Source organism: Vagococcus sp., from assembly GCF_052102835.1.
In the GTDB taxonomy this organism is placed as follows: Bacteria; Bacillota; Bacilli; order Lactobacillales; family Vagococcaceae; genus Vagococcus.
The window spans coordinates 175,788-192,237 of record NZ_JBQEIL010000001.1; the positions used below are offsets into that span (position 1 = coordinate 175,788).

The following is a 16,450-nucleotide window of genomic DNA, read 5'->3' on the forward strand; positions in this document are numbered from 1 at the left end:
AATTGGTTCAAATCTTTATTCTAAGTATTGAGAGACATATGACTATACTATGGTTAGAAACAAAATTTTTTATTAGAAAGGATTTATCTTTTATGAAAACGTATACTATTAACCCTGGTTTTTCTAAACCAACGCAAAGAATTTTAGATCTAAAACAGTCAATTTTGGATGCAACTCCTCGAATTGAAGCTGACCGTGCCATCTTAATCACTGAAGCCTATAAACAGAACGAAGCACTTCCTGTTGTTTTAAAACATGCGAAAGGCTTAGAGAATATCTTAAATCATCTTCCCATCGTGATCCGTGACCAAGAGCTAATTGTTGGTACGGCAACTGTTGAATCACGTTCATGTCAAATGTTCCCAGAATTTGGTCCTCAAGGATTAGATGAAGAATGGGAAACTGTTGCTACTCGTTCAGCCGACCCATTTGCTATCTCAGAAGAAGTCAAAGGACAGTTGAAAGAAGTATTTACCTATTGGAAAGGTAGAACGACTAGTGAATTAGCCTCTTCTCTAATGTCTGCAGATGCTAAAACAGCTTTAGCTAAAGGAGTAATGACCGTTGGTAACTACCATCAAGGTGGAATTGGACATATAGCGGTCGATTATGGAAAAGTACTAACAAAAGGGATTCGTGGAATTATCACTGAAGTTATTACTGCAATGGAAAAAGCAGATAAAAATGAACCTGAGTGGATTGAAAAAGAGCAATACTATCAAGCTGTATTAATTACATTAAATGCCGTTGTTAATTTTGCAAATCGTTACGCTGATAAAGCTCGCGAACTTGCTAATGTTTGTTCTGACCCTACTCGAAAAGCCGAACTTGAAACATTAGCTACAATTTGTTCTAAGGTTCCAGAATATCCGGCTTCAAACTTCCATGAAGCGCTTCAATCCTTCTGGTTTATTCAATTAATTATTCAAATTGAAGGTTCTGGACACTCAATCTCACCTGGACGCTTCGATCAATATATGTTCCCATTCTATAATGAGGATCAAACGGTAACACAAGAAGAAGCACAAGAATTATTAGATTGCTTATTCGTTAAATTTAATGATTTAAATAAATTAAGAGATATTGGCACTGCAACAGCATTCGCTGGCTACCAATTATGGCAAAACATTAACTGTGGTGGTCAAACAAGAGAAGGTTTAGATGCAACAAACGCAATGTCTTATATGGAAATTGAATCAATGGCACATATTATGATGGCTATGCCTTCTTTATCTATTCGTGTCTTTAACGACTCTCCAGATGAATTCTTAATGAAATCTTGTGAACTAGCACGTTTAGGTGGTGGTCAACCTGCCTTCTATAATGATGAAGAAATTATTCCTGCCAAAATTAATCGCGGTCTTACGTTAGAAGATGCTCGTGACTATGCGGTTATCGGTTGTGTTGAACCTGCTTGTCAAGGTAAAGAATATAGCTGGTGTGATGCTGCATTATTCAACTTGCCTAAAGTTTTAGAAGTTGCCATGAATAACGGTCGTTTAAATGGTGAACCTTTTGGACCTCAAACCGGCGAATTAGAAGACTTTAAAACTTTTGATGAGTTTATCAATGCTTATACAGAACAAATGAAATTCTTTGTTAATTTATTAGTTCGTGCTGACAATGCTGTTGATATTGCTCACCGTGAACTAGGACAATTAGCTTTCGTATCAACTCTAATCGATGACTGTATCGGTCGTGGTCGCACTCTTGAAAAAGGTGGCGCGATTTATAACTTTACAGGTCCTCAAGGAATTGGTTCTGCTAATATCGGTAATGCTTTAATGGCTGTTAAAAAATTAGTCTTTGATGAAAAATCATTAAGCATGAAGGAATTAAAAGAGGCGATTGATAATAACTTTGGCAAACCTGCTGGAACTGAAAACAAAACCGCTCTTACTGAGGTTTCATCAGATGTTGCTTACGACTCAATTGTTAATGCTGTTAAGAAAGTTTTAAGTGAAAATTCTAATTTTGATATTTCTAAACTTGATTTAGACTCTCTTACTAAAGAGGCTAGTCAATTAACTTCAGAACCTTCTAATCAAGAAAAAAGTAAATACGAAAAAGTTCACGAAATGATTATGGCTGTTGATAAATTTGGTAACGATAAAGATGAAGTCGACTACTTAGCTCGCTTTGGTTCTCGTGTTTATTGTGAAGAGTTAGAAAAATATTCAACACCACGTGGTGGTATCTTTAATGCTGGCCTTTATCCAGTTTCAGGAAACGTTCTTTTCGGTTCATTCATCGGCGCAACTCCTGATGGTCGTTATGATGGTGAAACTATTGCTGATGGTGTTTCTCCAACAAGAGGAACAGATGTTAATGGTCCTACTGCTGCGGCAAACTCAGTAGCTAAATTAGATCACTTTATCGCTTCAAACGGAACTTTATATAATATGAAATTTAGCCCTTCTGCTGTTGCAGGAACAACTGGTTTACGCAATCTAGTTTCACTTATCAGAAGTTTCTTTGATAAAAAAGGAGGTCACGTTCAATTTAACGTGATGGATCGCTCTATCCTTTTAGATGCTCAAAAGAATCCAGAAAATTATAAAGATTTAATTGTTCGTGTTGCTGGATACTCTGCTCTCTTTATCTCTCTTGATAAAACAGTTCAAGATGATATTATTGCACGTACTGAATTTGAAGAATTCTAATTTTTTAAATAAAAAGGATGGATAATTATGAAAAAAGTTGATTATGAAAATCAAGCATGTGTTTTTAATATTCAACGTTTTTCAATACATGATGGACCCGGCATAAGAACGATTGTTTTCATTAAAGGATGTCCTTTAAAATGCAAATGGTGTTTTAACCCAGAATCACAAAACCCCTTACCAACAGAACACTTTGGACAGTTGATGACTGTCCAAGAAGTGTTCAATGAAATAAAAAAGGATCAAGGTACTTATCGACGTTCTGGTGGAGGTATTACTTTCTCAGGTGGTGAAGCTCTCACTCAACCTGATTTTTTAGAAAACCTTTGTTTAGCCTGTCAATTGGGTGGGTTAACTACTGCTATCGAAACAACTGGTTTTGCTTCTAAAGAAGTTATTCAACGAATTATTCCTTTAATTGATCATGTTCTTTTAGATATTAAAGCTATTTCAGACGATGTCCATATCGAAGGTACTGGTGTTAGCAATCGTAAAATACTCGAAAACGCTCTATTAATTAATGAGTTAGCACAAGATATCGTTGTAAGAATTCCTGTTGTCCCTGGTTTCAATTATGATGAAAAACAAATACAAGACATTTGTGACTTTACAAAAAAATTAACTAAAGTCAAGACAATCCATCTTCTCCCTTATACTAATTTTGGTGAAAATAAGTATAAACTTCTTAATAGAGAATATGAATTAGCAGATGTCAAACCATTACATAAAGAAGATTTACTCCATCTTCAAGAAATTGTCATTAATAATGGCTTTAATTGTCTGATTGGTGGTTAAAAATTAAGGAGGTACTTCTATGCAAGATGAACTTTTAAAAAAAGTCATGGCAGAATTAAATAAAACTATTGATTTACCAGATATACAAGAGAAAGGAACAAATGATACTATGATTAACAATCAATGTAATGTAACTGAATTTGTTGGGTCAACAACAGTTGGTGATACAATTGGATTAGCCATTGCTAATGTCGATTCTTCACTTTTAGAAACAATGAATTTAGAGAAAAAATATCGCTCAATCGGTATCCTGGGTGCAAGAACAGGGGCTGGACCACATATTATGGCTGCTGATGAAGCAGTTAAAGCTACAAACACAGAAATCGTTTCAATTGAACTGCCTCGTGATACTAAAGGTGGCGGTGGTCATGGATCTTTAATCATTTTTGGTGGTGAAGATGTTTCTGACGTTAAGCGTGCCGTCGAAGTTGCTTTAAATGAAGTCAATACTCGTACTTTTGGTGATGTTTATGGAAATGATGCTGGACATATTGAAATGCAATATACTGCTCGAGCAAGCTATGCTTGTAATACGGCTTGGGGTGCTCCAATTGGAAAAGCCTTTGGTGTATGCGTTGGTTCTCCTGCAGCCATCGGAGTCGTAATGGCTGATACTGCATTAAAAGCGGCGAACGTCGAAGTTGTTGGTTATGCGACACCTGCTCATGGAACAAGTTATTCTAATGAGACCATTCTTTTAATCTCTGGTGATTCAGGTGCTGTCCGTCAAGCTGTTATTTCAGCTCGAGAAGTTGGTATTAAATTACTTAGTACGATGGGTGATGAGCCAACTAACTCACAACCATCATATATTTAACTTAAAATTTTAAGGAGGAAAAATAATGAATTCAGATGCTTTAGGAATGATCGAAACAAGAGGATATGTCGCTGCAATTGAAGCAGCAGATGCAATGGTTAAGGCTGCAAACGTTAACTTAATCGGAACAGAAAAAATTGGTTCTGGATTAGTTTCAGTTTTAGTTCGTGGAGATGTCGGTGCTGTAAAAGCAGCAACAGATGCTGGTGTCGCTGCAGCAAGCAATGTTGGCGAAGTAGTATCAACACACGTTATTCCACGTCCACACCAAGAAGTTGAAGCTTTATTACCCAAAAAATAAGAAGTAAAAAGGAACTCAACCACCACAATTTGGTTGAGTTCCTTTTTTATTGTTTCACTTTTTGATTTCTATTTTCCTATTCTGACCGCTTCTTTAAAGACTTGGAACATGCCTTTATCACTGTAAATTAAAACCGTTGATTTATAAACTCGTGCTGCAACTTTTAATAAAATAGCAATTGCTACAATTAATAAACCTAGTGATAAGACTATTTCCCATTGCATGACACTATCATTCGCAATTCTGATAGGCATTGAAAAAGATGAGAAAAAAGGAATATATGAAAATATTTTAATTAAAAGATGATCTGGCTGAGCCGTTCCTAGCATTAAAACAGGAAGAGACGCAACCATAATTAAGTAAGTAACAGGGGCTGCTGCTTTTGGTGCATCTTCAGAACGAGTGACTAAAGATCCCATAAAGGCTGATAATATTGTATAGATTAGAACCCCAAATAATAAAAATAATAAATTGTAACCCAATAAGCCTTTGACTAAGTCACCTAATGGTAAATCTTTTAACATCGAACTTACAAAGTCTGTATCTTTCGCAAACAGATAAGCACCAATTCCTGCAATCAAATAAATACTAACTTGCGTTAAAATGACCAAAGAAATCCCAACAATTTTCCCATAAAAATGCTTAGCGGCTGTGGTACTTGATAAAATGACTTCCATGATCCGTGTTCCTTTTTCTGAAGCTACTTCTTGCGCTGTAATGGAAGAATACAAAATAACAATCATATACATCGCTAAAACAACAAAGAAGCCAACCATCGTCATTGCCATTCGATTTGATTTTTTATTTGTCATCTTATTATTTTCAAAATTGACTTGTCGATCTTTGATTGTTGCAGTTTTAAATAACGTTGCGACTTCTGCTGAACTTAAATCTAGTTTGGCACTATTAAGTGAAATTTGCATATTATTTAAATAACTTTGAAATTTTTGTTGGTCATCCATCCCCAGGGAATCCTTACTAACAAATTCTGAAACTAAGACATCCCCTTCTTTTTTTATCGATAGATAACCATCAATATCATCCTCTTTCAAAGCCTTCTGAGCCGTTTCAATTGTATTAATTTTCTTATCAAAGTCAAAGTCATTTTTCCCTTGTGCCATAAAACCTTCACGAATCTCTGGTAACTCACTGACAACTGCCAATGAATCTGTACTCGCTAATTTAGAAGCAAAGTAACCACCACCAAGCGAGATTGCGATTAAAAGAAATGGAGCCAGTACCATCGTAATAAAACTAACTGTTTTAACATGTTTTTTATAAGTTTCTAATGCAACAACCCAAAATTTATTCATGTCCCTCACCGACTTTCATTTTAAATATTTCTTCTAAAGTTGGTGGCTGTTGATTAAAGACAGGCACATATTGATCTTGCGCTACCACCTGTTCAAAAACATTTTTTCCGACACTTGCCTCTGATAATAAAACGTGAAAAGTATTATCACGAATTTCGAGAACTTCATCAACACCCTCTATTTCTGATAATTCTTCTGAAGTGACCGTTGTTTCAACCTCTAATTTTGTTCGACCAAATTGTTCTCGAATCGTATGAACACTACCATCTAAAACAATTTCACCATCTCTTAACATAATTAAATGATCACATATTTTTTCCACATTTTCCATATTATGACTTGAAAAAATAACACTTGAGCCTTTACTTTTCAATTCCATAATTCCTTCTTTTAAAAGTTCTGCATTCACTGGATCTAATCCACTGAACGGTTCGTCTAAAATGACTAGTTGAGGTTCATGAATTAGCGTCGCGATCAACTGAACTTTTTGCTGATTTCCTTTAGACAATGATTTAACTTTATCTGTTTTTTTACCTTTTACTTGGAATTTTTCCATCCAATAATCAATCAATGGTTGCGTTTCTTTTTTACTTTTCCCACGTAATCGCGCAAAATAAATTAATTGATCTTCAATCGTATCTCTAGGATAAAGCCCACGTTCTTCAGGCAAATAACCAATAATATTATAATCTTTTTCTGTTAACGGTTTTCCATTCCATAAAATCGTTCCACTATCGGAATCAATGAAATTTAAAATCAAGCGAAAGGTCGTTGATTTACCAGCACCATTTTGACCAATTAATCCTAATATTTTACCATTCGGAATACGAAACGACACATTATCAACAGCAGTCATCTCACCGAATGTCTTTGTTAAATTATTGACTTCTAACATTAAAATTCCTCCATCCTCTTACATTAAATTAAAATAGCCAGCGATAAAACCAGCGATGCCACCAATAACTCCACCTATCAAAGTTGCTAATAACATGTCGCGCCAAAAATATTGACGCTTTGCAAATCCAGCCATATTTTGATAATATTCTTTCCGCTTAGGATAAATCGGTTTAAAATAATAGATTAATGACAATCCTATCACTGGATAAAGTAAATAGACTACTAATATTATGTTTATCAAGCGAACTATAGATAGCGAGAATTGCTGTAACCACAAATTGACACTATCCAACCTCATCACTAATAGTAAAAATAGACTAAAGACAGAGGGAATAAAAAATTGTTTAATTAACCATTTATTTTCTTTTTTTATTTTTTCTTCATAACTATCTGGATCAGTATATGCTGATAAGGTATCAATCGGTGCTTCGAAAATAAAGTAACGATTACGATAAGAAGAGGCAACATTCCAACCACTCGCCTCATAAAGTTCTAAATACTCAGTAATTTCCTTCTTTTTTCCCGAATAAAAGTCAATCGTGACATCAATAGCGACTGGCTCTTCTTCTTTGAAAATTAAAAATCCAGTTCGAGAGATTTTGCGTAATCGCCAACCTTTCACCGCTTCTTTTTTAATCCGATTCGCTTCATATTCAGAATAAAATCCCAAACCTCTAGACAATAAATATTTACTTTTCCCTATTTTCATGAGTCAGCCTCCTCTCTCGACAATAACTTTTTACCTAACCTTGTTAATCGTTCACGACGCTTAACATCAGCGATTAATTTTTCATGCCCTTGAGCTGTAATTAAATATGTTTTTTTTCTTTCCACTGTTGTTTCTAACTGGATATCATTTGCTTTTTCTAATTTTTTTAAAATTGTATACATGCTGGCTGGACCGATTGTTACTTCATCTTGGGTTAAGTCACTAACATCCTGCATTATGGCATAACCATGCTTGGGCTCTAAAAGTGTTAACAAAATCAAATAATTTAGATCGGTTAGTGGCTCCATAGCCTTAATCTCCCTCCTCATCTAACTATCACTCAATGATATATTAACCAATTATTTTTAAAATGTCAATAACAAAAAAAGACTATGCATTTAGTTTAACAACTAAACGCATAGTCTTTGGTTTCAAATTTAACGATAATAGTCAAAACGACCTTTTTTAAGTAAGGTTTTTGTATTACCAACGGTTAATAGTGATTTATTTATGATACTTTTCTTCATAATTGAGCCAATGTAACCCTTAACTTCTTTCCCCATTACATTACCAATTCCTGAGTTATTGCCTATTGACGCAACCGTTCCAAGTGATTTAAATTCAAAAGGAGTGATTGGTTTATCCAACACACGGTTTTCAATATTATCAGCGACATACTCACCTTGTTTCAATGCAATTTGAGCTGTTGTTGGGAATGGACGACCTGAATCTTTATCCATTACCGCACTTACATCACCAATCATATAAATATTAGGATATTCTTTAACCGTCAAGTCCGGTTCAACCATTACACGACCACGACGTTCTTCAAATCCTGACTCACCAATAACTGGACTACCTTTAACACCTGTTGTCCAAATAATTGTGTTTGCTTTTATTTCTTTAAGTTCACCGTTTTCCTCATAAACAACGATGCCTTTTTTAATCTCTTTAATCGGTGTTCCTACTTTGAAATCAACACCACGTTTTTTTAAGATATCAATTCCATATTTACTTAATTTTTCTGAAAACATTGGTAATAGTTTAGGCATGGCTTCAATACACGTAATTTTGACGTCAGATTCTGGAAACCCAAATTCTGCAGCCATTTTAGGAATGCGATTCGTAATTTCACCTAGATATTCAATACTCGTAAAACCAGCACCACAAACAACAATTGATAAATCATTTTTATCTTTTGATTCCTTGTAATTTCTTAACGTTTCATCTAAATGAGATTTTGCAATTTCTGCAGTAGTAATATTTACCAATGGATATGAAAATTCATCTACGCCTGGTATTCCAAAAGTCTCAGAAACAAAACCTAAAGCAACGACTAAATAATCATATTTTATTGGATCATTTTTTTCTAATACTACTGTTTGTTCCTCACGGTTAATTTTAGTTACCGTATCTTGGATAAACATTACTTTATCTTTATCTGCTACTGTTTCAACATCAAAACAAATCTTTCTTGCTGGTTCAGTTCCTGCAGCTACTTCATGTAATTGAGTTGATTCATAATGATAGTTATTTTTATTGACTAAAATAATATCTAAATCTAAATTTTTCTTTTGTAACTGTTTTACAACTTTTAGACCGGCATAGCCTGCACCTAAAACGACAACTTTTTGTTTGCTCATCTTTAATTCCCTCCAAGATTTTCATCATTGATTACTATAGATTTTTTTCACAATATTGTCAAACAAAGTCAACTAAATGCTTAAAATTTATTTATCTTTCAAAACACGACCAAAATACCATAAACTACCAGAATTAACGAGACTAACAAAAGCCCCATAAATAAGTAAATGGTTCACAAATTTACCCCGAGATAGTCCAAAAGCATTTAATTCAATTAGAAGAATAGCTAATCCTAATAAATAACAACTCATCGTTATCTGACTAGCATTGGCTAGAACTTTAAGGCCAAAACTATCTTCTCGATAACGTAATGTCTTTCGAAAATAATAAAAGACACTTACAAAAATAATAACAATTGAAACTACATTTAATACTAATCGCATGTTGATGCTCCTCGACTTTTAGATTTTCCTCTTTGGAATTGTAACATTTTATTTAAAAATTGACTATCACTGAGTCTCTTTAAAATGAGCGATTATACTTTGAGCAACAGCTTGAGGAATTCCCTTTTCTTGTAACTCAGTAAGAGTGGCTTCTTTTATTGCTTTTATTGAACGAAACTCTTTCAATAATCGCTGTTTGCGTTTCGGACCTAACCCTGAAATACCATCCAATTGTGAGGCAAAACTGGTTTTACTTCGTGTTGCACGATGAAAAGTAATCGCAAAACGATGGACCTCGTCTTGTATGCACTGCAACAAGAAAAACTCTGGTGAATTTCTTTTCAGGGGAACAACCGATAAATCATCCCCATACAACAGTTCACTTGTTTTATGTTTGTCGTTCTTAGCTAACCCTGCAATAGGTACATCTAGACCCAATTGATTGAGCAACACATCCTGTGCGACATTTACTTGACCTTTTCCCCCATCAATCAAAATCAAGTCCGGTAAAGGAAGGTTTTCCTTGATTACTCGTGAGTAACGACGATAAATAACTTCTCGCATCGATGCATAATCATCTGGTCCATTAACCGTTTGTATTTTAAACTTTCGATACTCTTTCTTCATTGGCTTACCATCAATATAGACCACCATTGCTGAAACTGGGTTTGTCCCCATGATGTTTGAATTATCAAAAGCCTCAATACGTATCGGTGTTGCAATTCCTAAAGCCTGTCCTAATTTTTCAATCGCACCAACCGTTCGCTCTTCTTTTCTTTCAATCAAATCAAATTGTTCGGTTAAATAAATTTGCGCATTTTTATTGGCTAACTCGACCAATTTTTTCTTTTCACCCCGTTGTGGTTGCAAGACTTTCGTAGTCACAATAGCTTTGACTTGCTCTAGTTCTATGCTTTGCGGTATCAAAATCTCATTGGGGATAAAATGCTCAGTTTTTTGATAGAATTGAGCGATAAAAGTTAGAAAATCTAATTCTGCTTCATTATAAAAAGGAAAATCAAACGTTCGACGCTCGATTAATTTCCCTTGGCGAACAAAGAAAACCTGAACGCACATCCATCCCTTATCCACCGCATAACCAAACACATCTCGATCGATAAAATCAGCATTTGTCATTTTTTGCTTCGTCATTACTGTCTGTATTGCTTCAATTTGGTCACGATATTCTGCCGCTTGTTCAAAATTAAGAGATTCAGCTGCTTGATTCATTTTAGCTTCAATCTGTTGTTGAACGTCTGTGTACCCTCCATTTAAGAAGCGTTTAACCTCTTCAACGACTTGTTTATATTGTTCTTCCACAATAGGGTTGATACACGGTCCGAGACATTGCCCCATATGATAATATAAGCAAACATCATTAGGTAAATTTTTACATTTTCGTAGCGGATAAATTCGATCGAGTAAACGTTTTGTTTCATTTGCAGCGCGTACATTGGGATAAGGTCCAAAATAATGAGCTTTGTCTTTCAAAACTTTTCGTGTAATCATTAATCTGGGTGCCTTTTCATTCGTAATTTTTATAAAAGGATATGATTTATCATCTTTTAACATGATATTATATTTGGGCATATTTTTCTGAATTAAATTAATTTCTAACAATAAAGCTTCAGTATTTGATTCTGTAACAATATACTCAAAATCAACAATTTCACTTACCAAACGTTCTGTTTTTGTATCATGGCTTCCAGTAAAATAAGATCGAACTCTATTCTTCAATATTTTGGCTTTTCCAATATAAATAATGGTCCCTTGTCGATCTTTCATCAAATAACAACCAGGTTGATCTGGTAACAAGGTTAGCTTATTCTTAATTCTTTCATTCACTCTCGTCACTCACTCCCCATGCTCATAGTATAACATGATGTCAAAAAAAAGAAGCCCTAGAAGGGCCCTCTTTTTCAAATACCTAATAAAAAATAAAGGATTTTTTTAAAAGAACTATTTTATAAATGTTTATTAAAAACTTGTTCTAATTGTGCTTTTTGGTGAACTCCAATCAAAGTCTCAACAACTTGACCCTCTTTTTTTAATAATAAAGTTGGAATACTCATAATTCCAAAAGCTTGAGATGTAGCTGGATTGTCATCCACATTCATTTTAACGATTTTAACACGGTCTTCGTACTCTTTTTCAAGACCTTCTAAAATAGGAGTTTGCATACGACAAGGTCCACACCAAGGTGCCCAAAAATCAATTAATACTAACCCCTCATTTGTTTCTGTTTCAAAGTTATTATCTGTAATTGCTTGTACCATTTTTAATTCGCTACCTTTCTACATTTAAGTGATTACTTTATGTTTAAATTATAGCAAAGGATGATGCAGACTGCGAATATTCTGCTTACTACTTAAAGGTGGCTATTGTCGCTCCGTCGCCCCCTTGATTACTTGGTGCATATTCATATTTTTTAACTTGAGAATGACGCTTTAAATACTCCTGAACCCCTTGTTTTAATGCACCCGTTCCACGTCCATGAACAATCGTTACCTGTGGGTAGCCATTTAAAAGAGCAGCATCAATATACTGATCTAAATCAGAAACGGCATCTTCATAACGTTTCCCTCGTAAATCTAATTGTGAGGTGACGGTTCGACGTCCCCCGCCACTGTCACTTTTCAACCCAGTTATTCGAACTTTTTCTTCTTTTTCCGGTGCTATTTTAGTTAATTCTTCTTCTTTAATATTCATTTTTAAAATACCCATTTGAACTTGCCACTCTTTATTACCTAATTTCCCAACTAAAACGCCACGTTGCCCAAACGATTCAACCAGTACATCATCGCCTGCTTTTAATTCTTTCTTCTCTTTCGCTTTTTTTAGAATTTTATTTTTAGCAAGATGCGTTGGCTCCTCATGTCTGAGATTAGATAATTTAGTTTTAACATCAATCAATTCATGCTCTTTCACTTTTGTTGATTGTTGACTTCTTAACTGTAATTCTCTAATGTCGTGAATGATATCCTCTGCCTGATCTTCTGCCTTTTCAACTAAATCATTCGCTTGTAGTTTAGCTTTGTTTAATTCTCGCTCACGTTCTTCAAAGAAATATTCATAAGCTTCTTTTAAATCGTGATAAAGTTTATCAGCTTCAACCATGTATTCTCTTGCTTCTAAATATTCAGTTTCAGTCATTTTGCGTTGATTTTCTAAATCTAAAATCATATCATTTAACTCTTGGCTTTCTCCATCAATAATTTGTTTAGCACGATCAATTACCATCGTTGATAAACCCAAGCGTTGTGAAATATCAAAAGCATTACTACGTCCTGGAATTCCCATCAATAAATGGTACGTTGGACTCAAAGTATCAATATCAAACTCCATGCTTGCATTAATCGTTCCTGGGCGATTATAGGCATATATTTTTAATTCCGGATAATGAGTGGTCGCCATAACATAAGAACCAATCGCTCCTACTTCATCGAGGATAGAAATCGCTAATGCTGCCCCTTCTTGCGGATCAGTTCCTGCCCCTAATTCATCAAATAATACCAAGCTATTTTCATCTAAATGACGCAAGATATCGACAATATTTGTCATATGAGAAGAAAAAGTACTTAAATTTTGCTCAATTGATTGTTCATCCCCAATATCTGCAAAAACTTCAGAAAAAACGCCAATGGTACTTCCCTCATCTGCTAAAATTGGTAATCCAGCTTGTCCCATCAGTTGTAATAATCCTAAAGTCTTTAACGTGATCGTTTTACCTCCTGTATTCGGGCCAGTAATAACAACTGTTTTATGTTTCTCACCAATATAGATATCATTGGCAACCACAAAAGAATCATCAATTAACGGGTGACGAGCTTGTTTTAGATTAACGTGATTAACGTCACTCACGCTCGGAACAATTGCTCTTAAAGCTTTTCCTAAAGTTGCTTTCGCATTAACAAAATCCAAACGTCCTACAACGTACGCATTTTGTAATATATCTAAACGATAGGGTGCTAATTCATTTGATAAATCAGCCAATATTTTTTCAATCTCTTGACGCTCCGCAATTTGATGTTGACGTAACTTATTGTTAAGTTCAACCGCTTGACGAGGTTCGACAAAAACAGTTTGTCCTGAAGCACTTTGATCATGAACAACACCACCAAACAAACTACGATATTCACTTTTTACTGGAATAACATAACGATCATTCCGCATCGTTATAATGGTATCACTCAAGTATTTACTATTTTTCCCACGAACAAAACCATCAAGTAACTCTTTAATATTCTGCTCTTGTCGGCGGATTTTTAAGCGCAGCGTTTTTAATTCAGATGACGCATCATCCGTCACGTGACCGTCTTCATCAATCGCTAAACGAATAGCTTTAGTAACTTCTGGTATAGCAATTAATTTTTCATTCCATTCGTATAAAACGTGTAGTTCGACTTCTTCTGATTCTAGTTTTTCAAAAAAACGTTGAATTTCATTAACTGTCTTGAGTAATCGGCCTACTTGTGCAAGCTCAACTCCATTCAAAACGGCACCTATTTCAATTCGTTTCATATGAGGTTTAATATTTTCTAATTTCGCAACTGGTAATCCGCCTCTTAATCTTAAAATATCATAACCATCTTCTGTTTCTAGCAAACTATCTTTCACTTTTTCTAATTCACTAAACGGATGCAAAGCTTCAACCATCTCGTACCCTGCTTCAGTCACAATATAGTTTTGCACCATTTTTTTGATTTTATTAAACTCTAATGTTTGAATAATTTTTTTATTCATTTTTAAACTCCTTAATTAATTCCCTAAAGAAAAAGAACCTTCTAAAATCGGTTCCTAGATTCTTTATAAAATAATCTTATTAATCCACAATTCATGTAACAACGCTGAAATCACTGGTGTTTTAGAAACTAAGACTCTTGCCAACCCACTCTTCTCAAACATATTTTGAATAAAACTAATCGGTATCATTGCGACTAAAGTTAAGACAATCACTAACCCAATTAAAGAAACTAAGCCTCCTAAAATTGCCCCTAACCAATCATTCCCTTTTCTTAAAAGTGGCGTAAATGTTAAACCATAACTTAACATTCCTAAAAAACGCGTGACCAACCATCCCATAAGTAAAATTAAGACAAAAGCAAACCCTGCATAAAAAGCACGATCCATATCAAAAGTCCATGCTGAATCAAACAAAGTAAATTTTGTTCCAATGGTTGGAGATGGATAAGGGATGAGCAACTCTATCTTTTTACCTAATGCTTTATAGTTATGCTGCGCGACTAAAAACGATACCCAATAACCTAAAGTATAGACTAATTGTAACGTTATGCCTCTTTGATATCCCACATACACACCTATTATTAAAGTTAATAAAATCAATAATGTTAACATAAATTCAAACCTTACTTATTTTTATTTTTTTGTTGATTTTTAGTCTTAATTTTCTCAGTTACTTGTTGATTCATTAATTTTTGAATTTCAATTTGATTTTGTAATTCTTTTTCCGAAAGATTTCCATTGTTTTGAATAATTTCTTTTGATTTTTCTCGCTCACGTCCACTGATTTCATTTAAGCGTAGTTCCAATTCGTTTAGCTGAGCAATTTTTTCTTGAGCTGCTTTGAGTTCTTCCTCAAGCTTCATTATTTCTTCTTGTTGCTTAACTTGAAGCGAAACGGTGTTAATTGCTAATAATGTGGCTGCCTGCTCCTTCGTTAAGGTTGATGTATGCTCATTGATGATGGTCAAATGATCATTTACCAAATCACTCACTAAATTCATGTGTGCCGAATCTTCTGTACCAATAATAATATACTCTTCATTTTTTATTTTTAATTTGAAACGTTTTTTTTGTTCCACTCCACTAATCCCCCTTATTTTTCTCATTAGGGCAAAATCAATCACTCTAATTATATAAAACTTTTCCTCAATTGACAATTCTATCTGGGATTCTTTAGAATTTCTCTTAAAACTGCTATACTAAATCTATCAATTTTATTCAAATGGGGGCGTTTCAATGTCACAAGCAATCACACTTAAATTAAATAAAGAAAAAATTAATCAAATGCAACAGCATTATCAAGGGAGTACTACAAAGACACCTCCCTATGCTGTTTTCTCTGCAAAATTACCGGGCGTTACTGTGACCGCTTATCAATCAGGAAAAGTTCTTTTTCAGGGGAGCAATGCCACGGCTGAAGCTAGTCATTGGGGAGTCATCACAACACCAACTGAAAAATCAAGGATAAAAGAAAAGGCATCAACAGCTTTACCAAAGGGATTCGTTCATTGGTCTGTCCTAGGAAGCGATGAAGTTGGTAATGGTAGTTACTTAGGGCCACTTGTTGTTTGTGCGGCCTATGCTACTACAGAGCAACTTCCACTACTCAGAGAACTTGGGGTTAAAGATTCTAAAATGTTAACGGATCCAATGATTCGTTCCATCGCTAAAGAACTACTTCTCTTTTTACCGCATCACAAACTAATTGTTACTCCTGAAAAATATAACCAAATTCAACCTAAATATAATGCCACTCGAATGAAAGTCGCCTTACATAATCAAGCCATTTATTTATTACTTGAAAAAATAGCGCCTGAAAAACCACAAGCGATTTTAATTGACCAATTTACAAGTGAAACAAATTATCGAAACTATTTAAAACAAGAACAGCACCCCGTCACTGATTCTCTCTACTTTATCACAAAAGGAGAACAATACCATCTCTCTGTTGCAGCCGCTTCTATTATTTGTCGAGCTGCTTTTCTTGATGAACTTGATAAAGCGACAAAAAAGGTTGGCTTTAAAATCCCTTCCGGTGCTGGAGCAGCTTCAGACCAAGCTGCCGCCAAGCTTTTAAAAATAGGCGGTTTACCTTTATTACAAAAATATGCTAAGTTACACTTTGCTAATACTGAAAAAGCTAAGAAAATTGCCTATCATTAATTTAAAAAAACACGTTGACTTA

General features: G+C 34.6%; 16 protein-coding genes. 5 read left to right on the top strand and 11 right to left on the bottom strand.

Going from position 1 to position 16,450, the window contains the following annotated elements:
* Positions 1-92 precede the first annotated feature (92 nt).
* Genes ACTJFD_RS00830 through ACTJFD_RS00845 form a run of 4 tightly spaced genes read left to right on the top strand, consistent with a single transcriptional unit; the run spans position 93 to position 4,576 of the window.
* Entirely contained in the window at positions 93-2,663 is a 2,571-nt protein-coding gene (locus ACTJFD_RS00830) for a glycyl radical protein (RefSeq protein WP_442259142.1), read from the top strand.
* Between the two features lie 27 nt (positions 2,664-2,690).
* Positions 2,691-3,458 (top strand): glycyl-radical enzyme activating protein, encoded by a 768-nt coding sequence (locus tag ACTJFD_RS00835; RefSeq protein ID WP_442259143.1) that lies wholly within the window; start codon positions 2,691-2,693, stop codon positions 3,456-3,458.
* 19 nt (positions 3,459-3,477) lie between these two features.
* Positions 3,478-4,275, top strand: a complete 798-nt coding sequence (gene pduB, locus ACTJFD_RS00840) for a propanediol utilization microcompartment protein PduB (RefSeq protein ID WP_442259144.1) — start codon at positions 3,478-3,480, stop codon at positions 4,273-4,275.
* A 25-nt stretch (positions 4,276-4,300) separates the two neighbouring features.
* Positions 4,301-4,576 (top strand): BMC domain-containing protein, encoded by a 276-nt coding sequence (locus tag ACTJFD_RS00845; protein ID WP_442259145.1) that lies wholly within the window; start codon positions 4,301-4,303, stop codon positions 4,574-4,576.
* 68 nt (positions 4,577-4,644) lie between these two features.
* On the opposite strand, the gene ACTJFD_RS00850 is transcribed toward ACTJFD_RS00845, so the two are convergent.
* The 11 genes from ACTJFD_RS00850 to zapA form a co-directional block, all read right to left on the bottom strand.
* Positions 4,645-5,889: an ABC transporter permease gene (locus tag ACTJFD_RS00850; RefSeq protein WP_442259146.1), complete on the bottom strand. Its 1,245-nt coding sequence runs from the start codon at positions 5,887-5,889 to the stop codon at positions 4,645-4,647.
* The gene (locus tag ACTJFD_RS00855) at positions 5,882-6,784 is read right to left on the bottom strand and encodes an ABC transporter ATP-binding protein (protein WP_442259147.1); all 903 of its coding nucleotides are present in this window, start codon (positions 6,782-6,784) and stop codon (positions 5,882-5,884) included. Before ACTJFD_RS00855 ends, ACTJFD_RS00850 begins: the two co-directional genes overlap by 8 nt.
* A gap of 18 nt (positions 6,785-6,802) precedes the next feature.
* Positions 6,803-7,495 (bottom strand): DUF2812 domain-containing protein, encoded by a 693-nt coding sequence (locus ACTJFD_RS00860; protein WP_442259148.1) that lies wholly within the window; start codon positions 7,493-7,495, stop codon positions 6,803-6,805.
* The gene (locus ACTJFD_RS00865; RefSeq protein ID WP_442259149.1) at positions 7,492-7,803 is read right to left on the bottom strand and encodes a PadR family transcriptional regulator; all 312 of its coding nucleotides are present in this window, start codon (positions 7,801-7,803) and stop codon (positions 7,492-7,494) included. The genes ACTJFD_RS00860 and ACTJFD_RS00865 overlap by 4 nt, the downstream gene beginning before the upstream one ends.
* Positions 7,804-7,932: 129 nt before the next feature.
* The gene (locus ACTJFD_RS00870) at positions 7,933-9,138 is read right to left on the bottom strand and encodes an NAD(P)/FAD-dependent oxidoreductase (protein ID WP_442259150.1); all 1,206 of its coding nucleotides are present in this window, start codon (positions 9,136-9,138) and stop codon (positions 7,933-7,935) included.
* 87 nt (positions 9,139-9,225) lie between these two features.
* Positions 9,226-9,522, bottom strand: coding sequence for a hypothetical protein (locus ACTJFD_RS00875; RefSeq protein ID WP_442259151.1), 297 nt, complete (start codon positions 9,520-9,522; stop codon positions 9,226-9,228).
* Between the two features lie 66 nt (positions 9,523-9,588).
* Positions 9,589-11,367, bottom strand: a complete 1,779-nt coding sequence (uvrC, locus tag ACTJFD_RS00880; protein WP_442259152.1) for an excinuclease ABC subunit UvrC — start codon at positions 11,365-11,367, stop codon at positions 9,589-9,591.
* Between the two features lie 119 nt (positions 11,368-11,486).
* Positions 11,487-11,798, bottom strand: a complete 312-nt coding sequence (gene trxA / locus ACTJFD_RS00885; protein ID WP_442259153.1) for a thioredoxin — start codon at positions 11,796-11,798, stop codon at positions 11,487-11,489.
* A gap of 88 nt (positions 11,799-11,886) precedes the next feature.
* Positions 11,887-14,265: an endonuclease MutS2 gene (locus ACTJFD_RS00890; protein ID WP_442259154.1), complete on the bottom strand. Its 2,379-nt coding sequence runs from the start codon at positions 14,263-14,265 to the stop codon at positions 11,887-11,889.
* Between the two features lie 63 nt (positions 14,266-14,328).
* Positions 14,329-14,877: a CvpA family protein gene (locus ACTJFD_RS00895; protein ID WP_442259155.1), complete on the bottom strand. Its 549-nt coding sequence runs from the start codon at positions 14,875-14,877 to the stop codon at positions 14,329-14,331.
* An 11-nt stretch (positions 14,878-14,888) separates the two neighbouring features.
* Positions 14,889-15,344 (bottom strand): cell division protein ZapA, encoded by a 456-nt coding sequence (zapA, locus tag ACTJFD_RS00900; RefSeq protein ID WP_442259156.1) that lies wholly within the window; start codon positions 15,342-15,344, stop codon positions 14,889-14,891.
* Positions 15,345-15,501: 157 nt separating this feature from the next.
* Between zapA and rnhC the strand changes: the two genes are divergently transcribed.
* Positions 15,502-16,428, top strand: coding sequence for a ribonuclease HIII (gene rnhC / locus ACTJFD_RS00905; RefSeq protein ID WP_442259157.1), 927 nt, complete (start codon positions 15,502-15,504; stop codon positions 16,426-16,428).
* Positions 16,429-16,450 lie beyond the last annotated feature (22 nt).